This is a genomic window from Bradyrhizobium betae (assembly GCF_004123905.1).
In the GTDB taxonomy this organism is placed as follows: domain Bacteria; phylum Pseudomonadota; class Alphaproteobacteria; order Rhizobiales; family Xanthobacteraceae; genus Bradyrhizobium; species Bradyrhizobium betae_A.
Genome location: NZ_MZXW01000054.1, coordinates 212,524 through 233,034 on the forward strand (window position 1 = coordinate 212,524; position 20,511 = coordinate 233,034).

14 protein-coding genes, 1 tRNA gene and 1 pseudogene are annotated in these 20,511 nt (G+C 65.4%); 1 reads left to right on the plus strand and 15 read right to left on the minus strand.

Translation table 11 applies throughout. The features are described 5' to 3' along the window. Positions 1 to 29: 29 nt before the first annotated feature. From B5V03_RS38845 to B5V03_RS38870, 6 genes are all read right to left on the minus strand, one after another. On the minus strand, positions 30 to 413 hold the full coding sequence (locus tag B5V03_RS38845; protein WP_129275675.1) for a RidA family protein: 384 nt from the start codon (positions 411 to 413) through the stop codon (positions 30 to 32). A 14-nt stretch (positions 414 to 427) separates the two neighbouring features. Further along, entirely contained in the window at positions 428 to 2,758 is a 2,331-nt protein-coding gene (locus tag B5V03_RS38850; protein ID WP_164988578.1) for an acetamidase/formamidase family protein, read from the minus strand. Between the two features lie 134 nt (positions 2,759 to 2,892). Then, positions 2,893 to 4,134: an acetamidase/formamidase family protein gene (locus B5V03_RS38855; RefSeq protein WP_129275677.1), complete on the minus strand. Its 1,242-nt coding sequence runs from the start codon at positions 4,132 to 4,134 to the stop codon at positions 2,893 to 2,895. Positions 4,135 to 4,177: 43 nt separating this feature from the next. Continuing rightward, on the minus strand, positions 4,178 to 5,800 hold the full coding sequence (locus tag B5V03_RS38860) for an amino acid ABC transporter permease/ATP-binding protein (protein WP_129275678.1): 1,623 nt from the start codon (positions 5,798 to 5,800) through the stop codon (positions 4,178 to 4,180). After that, positions 5,800 to 6,726 carry an ABC transporter substrate-binding protein gene (locus B5V03_RS38865; RefSeq protein WP_129275679.1) on the minus strand — a complete coding sequence of 309 codons (927 nt, stop codon included), beginning with the start codon at positions 6,724 to 6,726 and terminating at the stop codon, positions 5,800 to 5,802. Before B5V03_RS38865 ends, B5V03_RS38860 begins: the two co-directional genes overlap by 1 nt. Positions 6,727 to 7,146: 420 nt before the next feature. Further along, positions 7,147 to 7,410, minus strand: coding sequence for a hypothetical protein (locus tag B5V03_RS38870; RefSeq protein WP_129275680.1), 264 nt, complete (start codon positions 7,408 to 7,410; stop codon positions 7,147 to 7,149). Positions 7,411 to 7,669: 259 nt separating this feature from the next. Here B5V03_RS38870 and B5V03_RS38875 point away from each other — a divergent pair, with 259 nt between their 5' ends. Further along, entirely contained in the window at positions 7,670 to 7,864 is a 195-nt protein-coding gene (locus B5V03_RS38875) for a hypothetical protein (RefSeq protein WP_129275681.1), read from the plus strand. Between the two features lie 81 nt (positions 7,865 to 7,945). Here B5V03_RS38875 and B5V03_RS41925 read toward each other — a convergent pair whose 3' ends face one another. From B5V03_RS41925 to B5V03_RS38920, 9 genes and pseudogenes are all read right to left on the minus strand, one after another. After that, entirely contained in the window at positions 7,946 to 8,092 is a 147-nt protein-coding gene (locus tag B5V03_RS41925; RefSeq protein ID WP_164988579.1) for a hypothetical protein, read from the minus strand. A 193-nt stretch (positions 8,093 to 8,285) separates the two neighbouring features. Continuing rightward, a tRNA-Cys gene (locus tag B5V03_RS38885) sits at positions 8,286 to 8,359 on the minus strand. 57 nt (positions 8,360 to 8,416) lie between these two features. Then, positions 8,417 to 9,013 (minus strand): annotated as a pseudogene (locus B5V03_RS38890) (ABC transporter ATP-binding protein); the annotation flags it as partial. A gap of 163 nt (positions 9,014 to 9,176) precedes the next feature. Next, complete coding sequence (locus tag B5V03_RS38895; RefSeq protein WP_245502480.1) at positions 9,177 to 9,977, minus strand: ABC transporter permease; 801 nt, start codon at positions 9,975 to 9,977, stop codon at positions 9,177 to 9,179. 102 nt (positions 9,978 to 10,079) lie between these two features. Beyond that, positions 10,080 to 10,811 (minus strand): tRNA-uridine aminocarboxypropyltransferase, encoded by a 732-nt coding sequence (locus B5V03_RS38900; RefSeq protein ID WP_129275684.1) that lies wholly within the window; start codon positions 10,809 to 10,811, stop codon positions 10,080 to 10,082. Positions 10,812 to 10,848: 37 nt separating this feature from the next. Next, positions 10,849 to 13,953, minus strand: coding sequence for an efflux RND transporter permease subunit (locus B5V03_RS38905; protein ID WP_129275685.1), 3,105 nt, complete (start codon positions 13,951 to 13,953; stop codon positions 10,849 to 10,851). Further along, on the minus strand, positions 13,953 to 17,102 hold the full coding sequence (locus B5V03_RS38910; RefSeq protein ID WP_129275686.1) for an efflux RND transporter permease subunit: 3,150 nt from the start codon (positions 17,100 to 17,102) through the stop codon (positions 13,953 to 13,955). The genes B5V03_RS38905 and B5V03_RS38910 overlap by 1 nt, the downstream gene beginning before the upstream one ends. A 36-nt stretch (positions 17,103 to 17,138) precedes the next feature. Continuing rightward, positions 17,139 to 18,548 carry an efflux RND transporter periplasmic adaptor subunit gene (locus B5V03_RS38915; RefSeq protein WP_129275687.1) on the minus strand — a complete coding sequence of 470 codons (1,410 nt, stop codon included), beginning with the start codon at positions 18,546 to 18,548 and terminating at the stop codon, positions 17,139 to 17,141. Then, on the minus strand, positions 18,538 to 19,989 hold the full coding sequence (locus B5V03_RS38920) for an efflux transporter outer membrane subunit (protein ID WP_129275688.1): 1,452 nt from the start codon (positions 19,987 to 19,989) through the stop codon (positions 18,538 to 18,540). Before B5V03_RS38920 ends, B5V03_RS38915 begins: the two co-directional genes overlap by 11 nt. Positions 19,990 to 20,511 lie beyond the last annotated feature (522 nt).

Here is a 20,511-nt window from a genome sequence, read left to right on the forward strand (position 1 = left end):
TAATCCACCCTACGAAGTAACACATCGCCTCACGGCCGCCGACAGACCAGATCAATCTCGATCAGAGCATCATATGCGAGCCCGGTGACGCCGACGCAGGTGCGGGCCGGCAGGCGGTCCGGCGGGAAGAAGCTGCGGTAGGTCACGTTCATCGCGGCGTAGTCTTCCTTGAAGCGCGTCAGATAGATGCGCGTCATTACGACATGCTCGAGGCCGAGATCGAGACCGGCCAGAACCACCTTCAAATTCTCCATCACGGCTCGCGTCTGTGCGACGATGCCGTCGGGCAATACGCCTGGCTTCTCGGGCGTATCCGGCATCTGGCCGGTGACGAAGACAAAGCCATCGGTCTCGACGGCGTGGCTGAAGGGCGCGACCGGCTTTGGTCCGCCGCTGATCATGTGGAATTTCACGAAAACTGTCCTTGTTAAGTCGCGTCCTGAAACAGGCGCTTGCTGAGGATGGCGTGCACACCCCAATTGCCGTCGACGACCTGGGTGACGCCGAAATCGACCGCGGCCGACATCAGCGCAATCGCCTCGTCCTCGCTGAGACCCTTCACGTTCATGAGGAAGCGCCGCATCTTGCGGAACGCATCCTTCATGGCGAGGTCGAGCGAGGACTTTGCGTAGACCTCGCTCTGGCCCTGTGCGCCGAACTCGGCGAGATAGTTCGGATGGCTGAAACCAGTCAGCACCCAGTCGGTCTCGGTCTCGATCAGGGGATAAGAGAGATCGGCGAAGGCCTGGCCGGCGAGGTCAGCCTTCTTGTGCAGGATGACCTCGAACGTGCCGGTCATCGAGCATTCGATGGCGGTGCCGCTGAGCTCGCCGTCGCCCTGGGTGGCGTGGGAATCGCCGACCGACAGCAGCGCGCCGGGCACGGAGACCGGAAGATAGACGGTGGCCCCCTTCCCCAGCCGCCAATTGTCGAGATTGCCGCCGAAATAGGACGGCGGCACGGAATCGACGAAATCGACCTCGCGTGGCGCCACCGCGATCACACCGAAATGCGGACGCAAGGGAATGCGGATGCCGTCGAGCACGGCGTGCCGGCGCTTGACGGTGGCAGGCGCAACGGGGACGCCGGGATAGTCGTAGGTCGCGTGCACAACGCCGAACGGATCGGTCTGCGGCTCCCAGCGATAGGAATAGAGTGCGCGGGCGTGGGGCTCCTCGGGATCGTCAAAAATCTCGTAGATGGTGACGATTTCGCGCGGCTTGGGACCGCCGAGAAACTCGTTGTAATGATAGCCCCACCACGCTGCGACCGAGGAGCCGAACACGCGTCCCGCATGGTTCGGACTGCGGCTTGCGCGCGGCACGATGTCGAGGATGCGCACTTCCAGCACGTCGCCCGGCTGGGCGTCCTTCACCGCCACCGGCCCCGTGCAGATGTGCACGCCAAACCCCTCGCCCGCGCCGCGGCCGAATACGCTGGCGTCCATTGGCCCGGCGCCGCGGCGATCGACGTTCTTCTTCTCTCGCGTCCAGCCGAACACGCTTTCGGCGCCGGCATCGCCGGCGATCATCATGTCGGGGGCGTCGGAGGCGTGCTGGGTCAGCGTCTCGATGGTGATGGTGTCGCCGGAGGTGATCTCGATCTGCGGTGACAATGAGCGGCTGAAATAGCCCCAATGAATGCGGCTGGCCTCGACCGGGAGGTGATGATGCCTGCGCCCGGCGGCTCTCGGTTCTTCGGCGTCGCTGCGGGAAACGTTGCTGCGGGCCTCCACGCTCTGATGCGTGCGCAGCTGCGCCAGCGCTTCCTGCGGCCAGCCGCGTTGGCCGGCGACGCCGTGCTGCAACGTCGCGCGCTCTGCCTCCTGCTGACGAAACTCGCGCGGCGGCAGGCCGAAGCGATGGCGGAAGGCGCGGCTGAAATGCGCGGAATCGCCAAAGCCATAGGCATAGGCGATTTCCGAGATCGAGCGATGCGCTTCAACCGGATTGGACAGATCGGCCCAGGCGCGCTGGAGCCTGCGCTCGCGGACGTAATGGGTAAAATTGTCGCCGACCGTCTCGAACAGTTTTTGCAAGTAACGCTCGGAAATCCCCTCGGCCTGCGCGACGCGCGCCGGCACCAGATCGGGATCATCGAGACGGCGTTCGATGGTCTGGCAGATCCGGTGCAGGAGTGCGGCCTGCGTCGCGCTCGATCCTGCATCGGATGTCGAAGCCGCCAGCTGATGCGCAAGCGTCAGGAGCAGATCGACGAGCGATTGCGCGACCGCATTCCATTCGGCATCGCTCAAATTGTCGAGCGTGCGCGCTGTCGCGTCCAGCAGCCGCGCGAACACATCGGCAAAGCCGTTCGGCGGGACAACGCGGGGCTCGCCGAGCCGCGGCTTGCCCGAGAGGCGGCCGTGCAGCGCGCTCGTGGTCACCGACAGCACGATCGCACGCATGTCGCGCTGGAACACGATGCTCCAGTCGCCGCTCCGCGGCAGCAGAACTAGATGGCCGACGGGAACAATGCGATGACCGCCTGCGCTTTTCAGCACCATGCCGTCCTCGAGCGGCATCAGCGCGATCGGTAGGTCTTCGTTGGCTTGCGGGAGGGGGCCGACGCTCTGCGCCCCCGCGGCCATCCGCGTCAGCGCAACACCCACGGCGTGACGATGCGACGCGGTCGCGTGGCCGTCATAGAAGGAATGGGCGGTTGCCGGTTGCAGGCCGACCGCGGCCAGCACGTCCCGCCAGGCTTCCGGGCGATCGTCTTGCGCGTAGGACTCGCTCGTGAAGGGACGGAAGCTCATCGGATCGACCCAGATTGCGGTCGATCGAAGCAACCTCTGTGCCAGACGAACGCGCTCATCCGTCGCAGCGACGGGCCGCAGATGACCTTCCCTGTTCACGCCCTCACCCCGAAAACGGAATATGCCTCAATGCATTAGTCGCAGCGAAAGATGTTCTTGCGGATCGTGCCGTGGACGCCCCAATTGGCGTCGACCACCTGGGTGACGCCGAAATCGGCGCCGACCGACAGCAGCGAGATCGCTTCGTCCTCACTCAGGCCATGCACGGTCATCAGGAACCGGCGCAGCTTGCGGAACGCATCGCGCATCGCACGGTCGAGGCTCGAATGATTGGCAATCTCGGTTTGCGCCTCGGCCCCGAGTGCGGCGAGATAGTTCGGATAGGTGAAGCCGTAGAACGACCAGGCGTGATCGGTCTCCAGCATGGGATGGTCGAGGCCTTCGAGATGGGTGCCGGCGAGATCGGCCTTCTTGTGCAGGATGAATTCGAAATCGCCGGTGAGCGACGTCTCGATCGCGGTGCCGCCGAGCTCGCTGTCGCCTTGGGCGGCATGGGGATCGCCGACCGAGAAATAGGCGCCGGGGACTGCGACCGGATAGAACATCCGCGCGCCCTTGCCGATGCGCCAGTCGTCGATGTTGCCGCCGGTGTAGCTCGGCGGGATCGAGCTGACGAAATCGGCTTCCGACGGCGCGAGGCCCATGGTGCCGAAATGCAACCGCGCCGGCACCTTCACGCTGGAGAGAATGTTCTCGCGCTTCTTGACCGTGGCGTGATCGACGCGGACGCCGGGATAGTCGATGGTCGGATGCACGATTCCGTCGGGGTCGGTCTGCGGCGTCCAGACGTAGTTGTAGACCGCCTTCGCATAAGGCTCGCCCGAGGTGTCGAGCTCGAAGATGGTGACGACCTCGCGCGGCTTCGGGTCCTCGATCAGATCGTGATAGTGAAAGCCCCAGTTCGCCGCGACGTTGGAGCCGAAGCAGCGTCCGGCGTGGCAGGCGCTGCAACTCGGCCGCGGCCGGATATCGAGAATGCGCACCTCCAGAATATCGCCGGGCTCGGCGCCTTCGATCGCGACGGGACCGGTGAGGAGATGCACACCGATCCCCTCGCCTGCGCCGCGGATGAACGGGCCTTCGGTCGGACCCGAGCCGCGGCGCGCGACCGCCTTGTGCTCGCGGGTCCACTGGAACACGCTTTCGGCGCCAGGATCGCCTGATATCATGCGCTCGTAATCGTCGTTGGCGTGATGGGTCAGCGTCTCGATGGTGGCGCGATCGCCGGAGCGCAGCGTCAGGGCCGGCGCGACGATTTTGGAGAAATAGCCCCAATGAACGGTCTTCGGCGAAACCGGCAGCGTGACATGCTTCATGAGATGGCCTCTTCGGGAGTCTTGAACCTTGCGGATGCGGCGCTCATCGCACCGCCTCCGGCGTCTTGTCGGCTTCCATCACACTGAGGAAACGCGCGGTCAGCGGATTGCGGGGATTGGAGAGCACCTCGTGCGCGGGCCCCTCCTCGATGATCGCGCCGCCGCTCAGGAACGCGACGCGGTCGGCGACCTCGTCGGCGAAGCGGATCTGGTGGGTCGAGATGATCATGGTGAGGCCGTCGTCGATGGCGAGGCGGCGGATCACCTCCAGCACCTCGTTGACCAATTCAGGGTCGAGCGCGGATGTCGGCTCGTCCAGCAGCAGCACGCTCGGATTGGGCGCGAGTGCGCGGGCAATGGCGACCCGCTGCTGCTGACCGCCGGAGAGATGACGCGGCAGCGCGTCGGCGCGATGCGAGAGCCCGACGCGGTCGAGCAGCTCGGTGGCGCGGCGATCGGCATCGATGCGGGTCATGCCGTGGACCCAGCGCAAGGGGCCGGCGATGTTCTCCTTCGCCGACAGATGGGCGAACAGATTGAACTGCTGGAACACCATGCCGACGCCGACGGTCGCCCGCTCGTTGGCGATCGCCCGTGGTGACAGCAGCTTGCCGTTGTCATCAAAACCGAGGCGGCGGCCGCCGACGCGCACCGTGCCTCCGTCCCAGCTTTCGAGATGGTTGATGCAGCGGAGCAGCGTGCTCTTGCCGGAGCCGCTGGGCCCGAGCAGCGCGACGACTTCGCCGACGCGGACGGTGAGATCGAGGCCGCCAAGCACCTTCTGCGCGCCGTAGCTCTTGGTGAGATCCCTGGTCTCGACCGCGATGTTGTTGCGCGCGATCGTGGCAGTGCGCCGGGCGCGCGCCTCACGGGTCAGCGCGAGCGGCGGGGTGTCGGCAGGCTCCGTCTGCACAGGCTCGGGATCGGCGACGGTCGTATCTGCGAGTTCGAGCCTGGTGCTGAGGTCGACCCGGCGCCACGGCAAATAATCGGCGAGCTTGCGCTGGCGACCCTTCGCACGGTCGAGATCGAGCAGCCATTCGACGAACAGCTGGATGACGCTGATGGCGAAGGTCAGCACGAGATACAGCAGGCCCGAGGCGAAGAAGATCGAGAAGAAATCGAAGGTCGAGGACGCCAGCTGGGTCGAGCGCAGCGTCAACTCCTGGACCGCGACGACGGACGCCAGCGAGGAGTTCTTCAGCGCGCTGACGGCCTCGTTGCCAAACGCAGGAATCATGGTGCGGATCGCCTGCGGCGCGATCACCCGCCACATCAGGATGCGCGGCGTCATCCCGAGCGCCTGGCCGGCCGTCACCTGCCCGCGATCGACGCCGAGCACGCCGGCGCGGAGCATCTCCGCGATGAACGGCGCCTCGTTGCAGGCCAGCGCGAGGCCGGCGGCCAGCACCGCCGGCAACTTGATGCCGATATGCGGCAGCGCGTCGTAGGCGAACACCATCTGCAGGATCAGCGGCGTGCCGCGGAAGATCACGGTGTAGGCCCTGGCGATCGCCGCCAGCAGCCAGAAGCGCGAGAGCTGCATGCCGGCGAGGATCAATCCGAGGATCAATCCGCCGCCGAGTCCGAGGGCAGTCACCTCAAGGGTGAGCTCGATGCCCTCGAGCAGATACGGCATGCTCAGGTAGTGGAGGAACAGCGACATTAGTCGGCCGTCAGAATGTCCGGCTCCTTGAAGTTGCCCACATCGAGCCCATGCTTCTTCAGCAGCTCCATGTGCGTGCCGGCCTTCTGCACCTCGATCAGCGCGGCCATCACGGCGTCACGGAATTTCGGTTTGTCCTTGGGCACGGCGATGCCGACCGAGTACGGGATCGTCACCGCGATCGCCTTCTCAAGCTTGTCCGGATAGGCTTTGACGGCGCTGTCGACGGTGTTGACGTCGTTGACATAGGTGTCGGCGCGGCCGGCGAGGATCGCCTGGATGCAGTTCGCGTTGTTGTCATAGAGCTGCACGGTCGGCTCGGGCTTGCCGGCCTTCTTGCACTCGGGCATCAGGGCCTGGATCAGGGGCACTTCGACATAGCCGGTGTTTTCGGCGGCAGCAGCACCACACATCGACATGTTGATGCCGTTGATGCCCTTCGGATTGCCCTTGGCAACCAGCACGCCGTCGAACACTTTCGAATAGGTGATGAAGTCGGCGGCCTTGGCGCGCTCTTTGGTGGCGTAGATGTCGGAGATCACGATGTCGGCCTGGCCTGCGGCGAGCGTGGTCAGGAGCGCTGCGAACGTCACCGGCTTGTAGGTCAGCTTGAAGCCGAGGCATTCGCCGATGGCTTCGCCGAGGTCGATGTCGAAGCCGATATATTTGCTGGGATCCTTCGGGTCGATCGTCTCATAGCCCGGCGTGTGCGGGTTAATGGCGTTGACGAGCGTCTTGCCCTTCCAGTCCGGATATTTGTCCTGGAGCGCGGCGCAAGCGGCGGGCGCTGCGGCCTGCGCGCTCAGCGGTGCGGCGGCGACGAGGCCGACAGCGATGGCCGCGCCGAGCGCGACCTTGTGCCATGGCAACGCGCGCGACATCCCCCGCGACATCCGACGCGTCTTGGGCAATACCCGTGTCTCCATCGTCCCGCTCCTTCGAATTGTCATGGCACCGGCCATGTTCCAGATCTCGGGAGGAAGCCTAGGTGGAGGGCGAGCTGAAAAGCTTGTCCGCGGGCGTACAATAAATTGGACGGAGGGGGCCTGCGATTTGGGCAGCGGGCTGCACAAAAACTGGTCGCGCTCACGGCGCGCAATTCCGAATTCGGGGGAACCAAATCGTTTGGAATGACGCAGCGATCCGCGCGATCGCGAATCATATGATCAAGTTATTTGACAGAGATATGACGCATGCTGATGGAGATACGACGCTGATCCGACACATCTGCCGTCGGAATCCACAGCACTTCACAGCCTTTCCGCAGCATATTCACAGGCCCACCATGCCGGATTCGCGAGCCCGCGCGGGCCACTTGCTGCGCACAAATCCACAGGCCCGCTATGTCAGCCGCCGGCCTGATCGAACACCGTGCGGCAAGCCTCGCTCAAGCTTGACCTGTTACGGCGCAGGCACGCCGTGATGGCGCGGACATTGGGAATCTCGCCGGCGCAGAGCCGGTAGACGTCGGGGGTGCAAGCCCGGCGTTGCTCCGGGGTGCCCTGTTGCGCACTCGCGGCGGTGGCGAACATCGTCAGGAACAGCCCGACCGTCGAGGCGCGGCGCGCCCGGCTTCTCACACCCGCAAACCGCAAGAACCTCGCCTTCATGACCAGTCTCCTGTCTGCCCTGCCCGCCCGACCTGCGTTGGTCGGTGTGTGCAAAGAGGTAGGAGGAATAAATCCCGGGAGATGTGATCTCTTTCACACTTAGATCGCCCGGTCGGAACCTAGAGTTCCCGCGGGGATTTTTACAAATCGCTAACCAAACCGGTCCCGACCGGGCGATCGTTAAAATGCGATCGATCGGCTCAATCAGGTAACAAACCGGCTTTGCGACATTGCGCCATCCGCGTTCTGCGAGGGTGTGATGAGCGAAGCCGAATTCAACTTGCTGCTGGATATTGTCCGGGACGCCATGATCAACGAAGATTTCGCGCCCGTGCCGGAGGAGGAATTCGTGCCCCGCTCGTGGTCGTACGCCGCAACGCCGAAAGCCGCCAATGACAATGAGGGCGCCTGGCCCCTCCTGCCGTTCCCGGACGGCTGGTACGCGGCCTGCTGAGACTACTTTCGACGCCAACCGATGCGTCCGCTCCCGCGGGCGTTTTGCTGTCGGTCCTGCGCCGGACCGGCGCGGCCGCGATCAGCTCTTGCCGCGCTCCTCGCCGTCCTGCGGCACCCGATCGGATGTGGCCGGCGGAAAGATGCTGTCATAGATCGCGCGCGCCTCGGCGATGAGGCGAGCCCGCTCCAGCTCGGATTTCGGGATCAATCGGACGATTTCGCCCACGTGCTCTCCAGCGCTCGTTGATGGGACATGCATCGCTTCGCAGATGCGAAGTCTATGCCATCGGGCCTGAATCGCTGGTTTCCGCCAAGCCCCGGGCAAACCCGGTGTGCGCGGCCAGCAGGCGTCGCCCGCGCGCATGCCATGGAACCCGCATCGGCAATCAAATATGTGCTGAGATATCAGGAGCTTGTGATGGAGGCCACGTCGGGACTCGAACCCGAGTAAACGGTTTTGCAGACCGGCGCGTAACCACTCCGCCACGTGGCCCCAACGAGGGCGGAGCAATATAGGGGATCAAGGGTTTAGGCAACCCCGAGCGGATGGTTACGCCTTCGCGCCGCCGAGATATCGGCTGAGAATTTCGTCGATCGAGCCGGCAGCCGTGATCCGCCCCTCCTCCAGCAGGATCGCGCGGTTGCAGGTGCTCTTGATGAGATCGACGTCGTGCGAGGCCAGCACCAGGATGCCGGCGCGGGCGACGATCTCGTCCAGCCGCTGCCGCGCCTTCTTACGGAATTGCTGATCGCCGACGCCGATCCATTCATCGAGCAGCACGATCTCGCCCTCGACGGCCGTGGCGACCGCAAAGATCAAACGCAGCATCATGCCGCTGGAATAGGTGCGCAGCGGCAGGTCGAGCCGGTCGCCGAGCTCGGTGAACTCGGCGATCTCCGCGCGCCGCGCATCAATCTCGGCGCGCCGCGCGCCGATCACGAGCCCGCGCCGGATGATGTTCTCGTAGCCGGTCGCCTCCTCGTCGAAGCCGGCCGAGAGATCGAACAGCGACAGGCAGCGGCCGTTAACGTCCACGCTGCCCGCGGTCGGGTGATAGATGCCCGCGAGGACCCGCAGCAGCGTGGTCTTTCCGGCGCCGTTGGCGCCGACGATGGCGAGGCGATCGCCGGCGCGGATGTCGAGGCTGACGTCGTTCAGCGCCGTGACGATGTGCGGCACTGCCGCTGTTCTTCGCAGCGTCACCGCGCTGACGAACCGGCTGCGCAGCGAGCGGTCGCGAAACGACAACACGGGAAAGCTCACCGCGACGTTGCGGAGCACGATGTGGGCCGCAAGGCTCATGCGCACCTCACAGCCAATACGCCACGCGATGGCGGTATCTTGCGTAGCAGCCGAGACCGATCACGGCCACTGCGGCTGCATAGATGACCCCGAGCAGCCACTGCTCCGGATCGGTCGGCTGCGACAGCAGCGGCCTGCGCACGAGATCGAGCAGCGTCGCGAACGGATTGGCGCGGATCAGCCAATGGAACGCGGTGCCGCGCACGGTGTCCTCGGTCCAGATGATCGGCGTCAGGAAGAAGACGAATTGCAGGCCGCTGACGATCGCCGAACCGATGTCGCGAAAGCGCGCGCAGAGCATGCCGAGCACGACCGAGCCGCCCAAGAGAACGGCGAGCAGAATCGCAAAGCCCGGCACCGCGAGCAGCATGTTCGCACGCAGCGGCCATGGCATCACGATGTAGAGCAGCAACACAATCACCAGATGATGCGCGAAGATGAGGACGTTGCGCGCGATCATCTGGAGCACGTGCACGACCAGCGGCGCCGGCACGGCCTTGATCAGGTGGGCGGAGGCCACGAAGATGCTGGAGCCCTCCTGGAGCGTCGTTGCGATCAGCGTCCAGACGATCAGGCCGATGGCGAAGGTCGGCAGAAAGCTGGTGATGTCCTGCTTGAACAGGGCCGCATAGACCGTGCCGACGCTCGCGATCGTCGCCGCGAGGGTCAGCGTGATCCAGAGCGGGCCGATCACGGTGCGCCGGTAGCGCAGCGAAATATCCATCAGCGCGAGCGTGCCCCACCGATCGGGCCGCGCCACCTGTGCCAGGATTTCCTTCGCCGCGGCCTGAATTCGACTGCCCCTCACGGTATTCCGATGCTGCGACAGGATAGCAGGCTTATCGGCCGATCGTCTCTATCCGGCCGCCTGCCGTGGAGCAATCAACCGTATGGATGAAGACGGCCGAAGTCAGGCCCGCTTGCTGCGCCGGACACCGCGCCGGCGGTCCTTGACCGCCGGTTTGGGCGCCAGTTCCGGCATTTCGGTCTGGACCTCGCGGTAGCGTGCCAGCATCCGTTCAAAACTGGCGTTCAGGGTCTCGCCGATATCCGGGCGCCGCTCCAGGCCGGCCAAGATCGTCGCGGCCGCCTCGATGGTCGAAAGCCCGTCCTTGCGTGGCTCCTTGCGCAGGCGCCCGTAGCGCGAGGGGTTCTTTGGATTGAGGATCACGCGCTGGCATTTCAGCATCCAGGGATTGCGCCACCACAGCGCCTTGGCCTGGCTCCAGGTGCCGTCGAGCAGGACGACACCTTCGAGCTTGCCGAGGAGCGCGCGCTGGTTGTCCGCGATCTCGCCCTTGCGGTTGAGCGCGACGATCTCGGCCTCGGCTTCGAGGTCGGCCGCGCGCGCCGAGCCGAGATAGAGCACGGCCCAGTACGAGGCGTTCTCAATCGGCCGCCCCAGCGCCTTGGACAGGCTCGGCCAGGACAGGCCGACGCGGACCGTGGCATCCTCAAAATGCTGCGCCAGCAGCCGCGCGGTACCGAGCGCCCTGTCCTGCTCCTGCGGGTGCTGGAGGATCAGGAGGCCAAGGCGATTCTTAACCGGCGTGACGCTGTCGCAGATGCACAGCGGCATCGGCTTCTGGCAGTGCGGACATTCGGGGATCGGTTCGGGCGCGGCGGCTGTGGGGTTCGACATGGTCGCCGCTATACGCTTTGCGCAGGCCCTCAACAACCTATTCCGCCGGCGCGGCCACCGGGCGCGGCTCGGATCGCCGCCGCAGGCGGTCGATCAGGAGGTAGATCACGGGCGTCGTATAGAGTGTCAGGATCTGCGAGACGAACAAGCCGCCGATGATGGTGATGCCGAGCGGACGCCGCAGTTCCGTGCCGGGGCCGGTCGCGACCACCAGCGGGATGCCGGCGAACAGCGCCGCCATGGTGGTCATCAGGATGGGCCGGAAGCGCGCCTGGCAGGCCTCGAAGATCGCCTCCGCCGACGACAAGCCGCGCTGGCGCTCGGCGTCGAGCGCGAAGTCAACCATCATGATGCCGTTCTTCTTGACGATGCCGATCAGGAGGATGATGCCGACGAAGGCGATCACGGTCAGCGGCGTGTTGGTGACCTGCAAGGCGAGCAGCGCGCCGAGGCCGGCGGACGGCAGCGTCGAGATGATCGTGAGCGGATGGGCCAGGCTCTCATAGAGCACGCCGAGCACGATATACATCGCGACCAGCGCGCCGAGGATCAGCAGCGGCTGGCGGCCGCTGGTCCTGGCGAAATCGCCGGCATTGCCGTCAAAGCTGCCGCGGATGCCTTCCGGCATGTGCAGCTCTTCGACGGCGCGCTGGACGTTTTGCGTGGCGGTCTGGAGCGGCACATCGGGCAGCAGGTTGAACGACACCGTGGTCGAGGGGAACGACTGCGAATGATAGACCGCGAGCGCGGCGAGCCCGCGCGTCACACGCACCACGGCGGACAGCGGCACCTGCGCATCGCCAGAGCCCGCGACATAGATGCGGTCGAGGTTGGAAGGATCGACCTGGAATTTCGGGTCGATCTCCAGCACGGTCATGTACTGGTTGCGCTGGGTGTAGATGATCGAGATCTGTCGCTGCGAGAAGGCGTTGTTCAGCGCGTTGTCGATGTCCTGGACGCGGACGCCGAGCGCCGAGGCCTTCTGGCGGTCGATCGACAAGGTCAGCTGAAGTCCGCCTGGATCGCGGTCGCTGGAGATGTCGGTGATGCCCTCGACGCTCTCCATCCGCTTGGCGACGATCGGCGCCCATTTCTGCAACAAATCGAGATCGGTCGAGGACAGCGTGTACTGGTAGTCGGAATCGCTCTGCCGCCCGCCGGCGCGCACGTCCTGGGCGGCGAACATGAAGAGGCGGATGCCGGGCACCGGGTACAGCGCCCGCCGCAGCCGGTCGATCACCACCTGCGTCGAGACGTGGTCGCGTTCCTCCGGCGGTTTCAGGCTGATGAACATGGTGCCGCGGTTGGAGGTCGGAGCCCCCGGCCCGCCTCCGCTGCCGACGGTCGAACCGATGCCGGCCACGGCCGGATCCTGCATCACGATGTCGGCGAGCCGCTGCTGCAGGCCGAGCATCGACTGGAACGAGATGTCGGCCGAGGCCCGCGTCGCGCCGATCACGAAGCCGGAATCGTCGGTCGGGAAATAGCCCTTGGGGACCTTGATGTAGAGCGTCACGGTGAGCGCGATGGTGGCAAAGAACACCAGCAACGTCAGCAACGGATATTCCAGCACGTTGCGCAGGCTGCGGGCGTAGAAGGCGACGATGCGCGACAGCGATCCCTCGATCAGGCGATCGAACAGCGTTGCCGAGCCGGACGTGGTCTGTTTGATGTAATGGGCGCAGATCATCGGCGTCACGGTGAGCGACACCACCGTCGAAACGAGGATCGCGAAGGTCAGCGTCAGCGAGAATTCGCGCAACAGGCGGCCGACGATGCCGTCCATGAAGATCAGCGGCGTGAACGCCGCAATCAGCGACAGGCTGATCGAGACCACGGTGAAGCCGATCTGCTTGGCTCCTTCGAGCGCCGCCTGCATCGGCCGCATGCCGTGCTCGAGATTGCGATACATGTTCTCGATCATGACGATGGCGTCGTCGACCACGAAGCCGACCGAGATGGCGAGCGCCATCAGCGACAGATTGTCGATCGAGAAGCCCGCCACCCACATGCCGGCGCAGGTGCCGGCCAGCGCCAGCGGCACCGAGATGCCGGCCGCGATCGTCGGGGTCAGCCTTCGCAGGAACACGAAGACAACGACCATCACCAGGATGGCGGTCGCAAACAACGTCCACTGCATGTCTTGCACGCTGGCGCGGATCGTGCTGGTGCGGTCGACCAGGGTCGAGATATCGACGCCGGCCGGAATCCACTGCTTCAGCTCCGGGATCAGCGCCTTCACCCGGTCGACGGTGTCGATGACGTTGGCATCGCCCTGCTTGGTGATCTGGATCAGCACGGCGGGCTGCTTGTTGAACCAGGCGATCGAGCGGGCGTTGCGGACGGAGTCCTCGATGTCGGCGACGTCGGAGAGCCGGACGAAATTGCCGTTCGAGCTCTTGATGATGATGTCGCGGAATTCCTTCGCCGTGCGCATCTGCTTGTTCAGCGACAGCGTCTCGCTCTGGCGCTCGCCGTTGAAGATGCCGACGGGGCCCAGCGGGTTGGCGTTGATGATCGCGGTCCGGACGTCGTCGGTGGCGATGCCCGCATTCGACAGCGCCACGGGGTTGAGCTGCACCCGCACCGCCGGCTGGTCAGCGCCGCTCACCGTGACGTCGCCGACGCCCGGCACCTGCGAGATGCGCTGTGCGAGGACCGTATCGGCGACATCGTAGATCGCGCTCGCCGACAGCGTCTTCGAGGTGAGCGCCAGAACGAAAACCGGCGCGCCGGCGGTGTTGGCCTTGCGGAAGCGCGGCAACGTCGGCAGGTCGCTCGGCAAATCCACCAGCGCGGCGTTGATCGCCGCCTGTACGTCGCGCGCGGCCTTGTCGATGTTGCGGCCGATGTCGAACTGGAGCTGGATGTTGGAGACGCCGAGCGAGCTCGTCGAAGTGATCTGGTTGATGCCGGATATCTCGCCCAGCCGCCGCTCCAGCGGCGAGGCGACCGTCGCAGCCATCACGGACGGGTCGGCGCCCGGCCGGCTGGCCGAGACGAAGATGGCGGGGAAATCGACGTTCGGGACCGAGGCGACGGGGAGGAACTCGTAGGCGACGACACCCAGCAGGAACAACCCGATCGAGAGCAGCGTGGTCGCGACCGGACGGCGGATGAAGGGCTCCGAGATCGATGCCATCACTGCATCCCCTCGGTTGCGCCCGCGACCGGCGGGCCGCCGGATTCGGCTGGTGGCAACGCCTGTTCGAGGCGACGGTTGATGCGGTCGAGCGCGAGGTAGATCACGGGCGTGGTGTAGAGCGTCAGCAACTGGCTCAGCAGCAGGCCGCCGATGATAGAGATGCCGAGCGGAAAGCGCAGCTCGGCGCCGGTGCCACTCTCGATCGCCAGCGGCAATGCGCCGAACAGCGCGGCCAGCGTTGTCATCATGATCGGGCGGAAGCGCAACAGGCACGCCTGCACGATGGCTTCGTTCGGCGACATGCCCTGCCCGCGCTCGGCCTCGAGTGCGAAGTCGATCATCATGATCGCGTTCTTCTTGACGATACCCATCAGCAGGATGATGCCGATCAGGCCGATCACCGAGAGATCCTGTCCGCACAGCACCAGCGCCAGGATGGCGCCGACGCCGGCCGAGGGCAGCGTCGAGAGGATCGTGATCGGGTGGATGTAGCTCTCGTAGAGCACGCCGAGCACGATGTAGATGGTGATGACAGCAGCGAGCAGCAGCCAGGGCTGTCCCGCGAGCGCCTTGGAGAATTCGGCGGCGTCGCCGGCATAAACGCCGACGATGCTGTTGGGCATCTCGATGCGGGTTTCGATCGTCTTCACGGCCTGGACGGCATCGCCAAGCGCTGCGCCCGGCGCGAGGTTGAAGCTCAGCGAGATCGCCGGGAATTGGGCCTGGTGCGAGATCGCGAGCGGCGCGGTGGTGCGCTTCAGCGTTGCCACCGCGGAAAGCGGCACCTGCGCGTTGGGCGCGCCGGCGGTCGCGCTCGCCGCGGCCGGCAGATAGAGTTTCGACAGGACCGAGGGATCGCGCTGATACATCGGCAGCGCCTCCAGCACCACACGGTACTGGTTGGCCTGGCCGTAGATGGTCGAGACCTGCCGCTGCGCGAAGGCATCGTTCAGCGTGTCGGTGATGCCTTGGAGACTGACGCCGAGCTGGCCGGCCCGCGTCCGATCCACGTCGAGCTGCGCCCGCAGGCCGCCTTCCTGTGCCTCCGAGGAGACATCGCGGAACAGCGGATCGCGCCGCATCTCCGCAACCAGCTTGCGCGCCCATTCCGAAACCAGCGCCGCATCCGTGCCTGTCAGCGTGTACTGGTATTGCGAGCGGCTCGACTGGGTCGAGATCTGCACGTCCTGCACCGGCTGGAAATAGACGGTCATGCCAGGGATGCCTGATACCCGCTCCTTGAGCCGGGTCACGACCACGCTGACATCATCGCGCCGCTCGCCGCGCGGCTTCAAGGTCATCACGAGGCGTCCGACATTGGTGGTCGGGTTGACCGAGCCCGCCCCGATCACCGAGACGACGCCTGTTACGTCAGGGTCGGCCTTGATGGCGTCGGCTACCTCGGCCTGCCGCTTCTGCATCTCCGCGAACGAGACGTCGGCCCCCGCCTCCGTCACCGCCGTGATGGAGGCGGTGTCCTGGAGCGGCAGGAAGCCTTTGGGCGCGACGACATAGAGAACGAGGGTCGCAACCAGCGTGACGAAAGTCACGACCAGCGTGAGGCGCTGGTGCTGCAGAACCACGAGCAGCGTCCGGTGGTAGAACGCGACGGTGCGATCGATGAAGCGGCTGATGGCGGCGAGCCCCGGCACCGCCACTTCCTCATGGGCGTGCTTCAGTAGCCGCGAGCACATCATCGGCGTCAGCGTCAGCGAGACCACGGCCGAGGTCACGACCGCGATGGTGAGCGTCAGCGCGAATTCGCGGAACATGCGCCCCACGAGGCCCGACATGAACAGCAGCGGGATGAACACCGCAATCAGCGACACCGTCAGCGAGATCACGGTGAAGCCGATTTCGCTGGCACCCTTGAGCGAAGCCTCCATCGGCCCGTCGCCGTTCTCCATGTGACGGACGATGTTCTCGATCATCACGATGGCATCGTCGACGACGAAACCGGTGCCGATCGTGAGCGCCATCAGCGACAGATTGTCGAGGCTGAAGCCGGCAAAATACATGATGCCGAAGCTGGTGATCAGCGACAGCGGCAGCGCCACGCCCGCGATCAGCGTCGCCCGCAGCGAGCGCAGGAACAACAGCACCACCAGCGTCACCAGGACGACGCTGAGGATCAGCGTGAACTGCACGTCGCGCACCGAGGCGCGGATGGTGACGGTGCGGTCGGAGACGATGGTGAGGTTCACGCCGGCTGGAATGGCGCGCTGGACTTTCGGGATTTCGGCGCGGATCTGCTTGACGACGTCGATGACATTGGCGCCGGGCTGGCGCTGGATGTCGATGATGACGGCCGGCGAGCCCTGATACCAGCCGCCCGTGCGGTCATTCTCGAGGCCGTCGACGATCTGCGCGACGTCGCCGATCGTAACAGGCGAGCCGTTGCGGTAGGCGATGATAACAGGCTTGTAGGCGTCGGCGGCGGCGATCTGGTCGTTGGCCGCGATGATGTAGGATTGCTGCGCGCCGTCGAGCGAGCCTTTCGGCCCGGAGACGTTAGCATTGGCGATCGCGGTGCGCAGATCTTCCATGGCGATGCCATAGGAAGCCAGGCGCGCGAGGTCGGCCTGGATACGCACGGCCGGCTTCAGCCCGCCGAGCACGGAGACGCGGCCGACGCCAGAGATCTGGCTAAGCCGCTGCGCCAGAAGCGTGTCGGCGATGTCGCTCATCGCGCGCAGCGAGATCGTGTCCGAGCGCAGCGCCAGCGTCATGACCGGCGCGTCCGCCGGGTTCACCTTGGCGTAGGTCGGCGGGTAAGGCAGCGTCTTGGGCAGCACGCCGGCCGCCGCATTGATCGCGGCCTGCACGTCCTGGGTGGCGCCGTCGATGTCGCGGTTGAGATCGAACTGGAGCGAGATCTGGCTGACGCCGAACGAGCTCGTCGAGTTCATCGCCGACAGCGACGGGATCTGGCCGAGCTGCCGCTCCAAGGGCGCGGTGATCAGCGAAGCGATCACGTCGGGACTTGCGCCCGGCAACTGCGTCGTCACCTGCACGGTCGGGAAATCGACCTGCGGCAGTGCCGAGACCGGCAGTGCGAAATAGCCGAGCAGCCCACCGATCAGGAGGGCGATGCCGAGCAACGAGGTCGCGATCGGACGGCGGATGAAGGGTTCGGAGACACCCATGGGATCTGCCTACCGCCTAGGCGGCTGTTGTCGGGATCATGGCTGTTTGGCTCCACTTCCCGATGCCCCAGGATTGGATACAGGCCCCGGTGCCGGCCCGGTCTGCCCCTTCTGGTCGCCCTCGCCGCTGCTCCGCTTGGCACGCAGCTCGCCGTCCTTCTGGCCGTCCTTTTGGCCTTCCTTGGCCTGACCGTCCTTCTTCTGGCCATCAGGGGCGCGCGAGCGTTTGCGCGGGGCGAGATCGGCCGATGGGGTCTGGTCGTCGCGGCCAACGATCACCTTGGAGCCGTCGGACAGATTGGCAAAGCCTGTCGTCACGACCCGGTCGTTCGCCGACAGACCGCTGGCGATCACGGCATCATGCTCGTTCTGCTGCGTCACCGTCACGGGCTTGGCCGCGACGATATTGTCTTCGCCGATGACGTAGCTGAAGGTGCCAATCGGGCCGCGCTGCACGGCCGATGTCGGCACCACCAGCGCCTGCGTCAAGGTTTCGACCTTGAGGCGGACATTGACGAACTGGCCCGGCCAGAGCTGGTAATTGGCGTTGGGGAATTCGGCCTTGAGCCTGAGCGTGCCGGTGGTCTGGTCGACCTGGTTGTCGATGCCGGTCAGCTTACCCGTGTCGATCACGGTGACGCCGTCATTGCCGAACACGTCGACCGCGAGCGTACCCTTCGATGCCGCCGCGTTGACGCGCATGATCTGCTGCTGCGGCAGGCTGAACCACACCGCGATCGGCTGTAATTGCGTGATCACCACGAGGCCGGTGGTATCGGAGGCGTGGATGATGTTGCCCTGGTCGACCTGGCGCAGGCCCGCACGGCCCGACAGCGGCGCCACGATCTTGGTGTAGCTCAGGGTTGCCCCCGCATTGTCGATCGCGGCCTGGTCGGCCTTGACCAGCGCCTCGGTCTGCGCGACCAGCGCACGCTGGGTGTCGGCCTGCTGCTTGGAGCCGGCGTTGGAAGCCGCGAGCTGCTCGTAGCGCGTCAGATCAATGCGCTGGTTGGCGAGCTGGGCCTGGTCCTGCGCCTTTTTGGCGACCGCCTGGTCATACGTCGCCTGATAGAGCGCGGGATCGATCTCGCCGAGCACATCGCCCTTCTTGACGTCCTGGCCTTCGGTGAAGTTGACCGCAATCAGCTTGCCGTCGACCTGCGAACGCACGGTCACGGTGTTGAGCGCGCGGATGGCGCCGACGCCGTCGAGATAGACCGGCACGTCCTGGATGCGGGTCGTCGCCGCCAGCACCGGCACTGGCAGATCGGGCCGCTGGTTGCGGTTGTTGGCCTGCTGCGGCTGCTGATGCCAGATGGTCCAGCCGTAATAGCCGAGCCCGCCGAGGATCGCGAGCGTGATCAGGGTCATGACGAAGCCGCGGCCGCGCGACCGCTTCGCCGTGCCCTCCTTCGCGCCTTGCTTGTTATCCGGCTTAAAGAGCATTGACCGGTTTCTCCATTCGCGGCTCCCAGCCACCGCCGAGCGCCTGATACAGGCTGACGATGGCGAGAAGCCGTGCGAGTTGCGCCTGCCACAGCGCGTCTTCCGCCTGGAACAGGGTCAGCTGGGTGTTGAGCACGGTCACGATGTCGGCGGTGCCGGCCCGCAATTGCTGCTCCGACAGATCGAAGGCGCGTCGTGACGCCGTGACGACATCGCGCTGCAATTGCAGCCTGATCGTGGTCTGCTTGATCGAGAACAGCGCGTTGTCGACGTCGGTGAAGGCCTGGACGATGGTCTTGCGGTAGGTCTGGAGCAACTCGTCCTGACGCGCCTTGGCGAATTCGAAATTACCGAGGATCTTGCCGCCGTCGAAGATCGGCTGCGTCGCGCTGCCGACGAGCTGGAAGAACGCCGCATGCGGCTGGAACAGCGAGACCAGCGCCGAGCTCTGATAGCCGCCATTGCCGGTCAGCTGGATGGTCGGAAAGAACTGCGCGCGGGCATTGCCGACGTTCGCGGTCGCGGACGCCAGCTGCGCCTCCTGCCGGCGGATGTCCGGCCGCTGCGTCAAAAGCTCCGACGGCAGGCCGGGCGTGACGCGCGGGATCGCGACATTGTTCAAAGAGCCGCCGCCGATGCGCACGCTTTCCGGCGGCCGCGACACCAGCACGGCAAGCGCGTTTTTGTTCTGGTCGAGCGTCTGGCGCAGCGGCGGCACCAGCGCCTTCTGGTTCGCCAGCACGCTCTCCTGCTGGGCGACGTCGAGATCGGTGCCGGTGCCGGCCTTGCGGCGCTCCCTGACCGCATCGAGGATGCGCTGCGCGCTCGCGATGTTGCTCTGCGAGGTCCTGATGCGATCCTGCGAGGCCAGCACCTGGAAATAGGCATTGGCGACGCTTGCCAGCGTCGTCAGCGCGACGGTGTCGCGATCGAACCGGTTGGCATTCGCGGTCTCCTCGGCCGTCTGCAGCGCATCGCGGTTCTGGCCCCAGAAGTCGAGCTGGTAGCTCGCGCTGAGCGAAGCCTGATAATTGACGACCTCACGGCCGCCATTGGTCAGCCCCGAGGCTGACGAGCCTGATGTGCGCGAATAGGTCTCCTGCCCGGTGCCGGACAGGCTTGGCAGCAGCGCCGCGCCGGCCTGCCGCGCCTGGGCGTCGGCCTCGACGATACGCGAAACCGCGGCTGCGATATCGAGGTTGACGGTCTGCGCCTCCTCCATCAGCTGCGTCAGCTCACTGGAGCGGAAGCCGCGCCACCAATCCAGCGACGGCGGCGCATCGCCCTTCCCGGCATATTTGTAAGTCGTGGGAACGTCGAGCGCGGGATCCGGAAGATCCTGCGTCAGCACGCACGCACCCGAGCTTGCTGCGAGGCACAGCACTCCGAGCCAGCGCGCCGCACGACGCGTCCGGGACGAAAGACCAAGAGATCGCCGCATGGCGACCACCGGACCATCCTGTCTCACATCCACCCCCTGCCGGGCAGATCAAGCCGCCGCCGCGCGAACGGATTAACCGATTCGCAGGCAGACAGTCGGCGGGCTTTGGGCAACTCTTTCACAGGTGATGCTTTCTGCGGAACCTGACATTCATCCTAGCCGGACGCGGAACTGCGGGACAGTCCCGCAGCTGCGAAGCACACAGCCTGGAGCACCGGCATTCGAGGCGCTAAAATGCAAGATATACCTCTCTTGCAGCGACTTTTTCCATCGCCGAAACCTCCGGAAACGAGGGCAAGCTTACCAAGATTTCATGTGATATTGGCGCCACACACGCACGGGCGCCATTTGATGCGGCTGTACCGGTCTCACAGCGAGCCAGGCCATTCTCAAAAGGCGGTCTTGCGTGGCCTTGCGATCGGCATCGAAGGCTGCCTGTGAAGACCATAATCTTCCGCGCCCCGGCGATGGCAGGACATATCATTCCACCGATATCGAGCGCCGCGGCGAGCATCCCGCGCC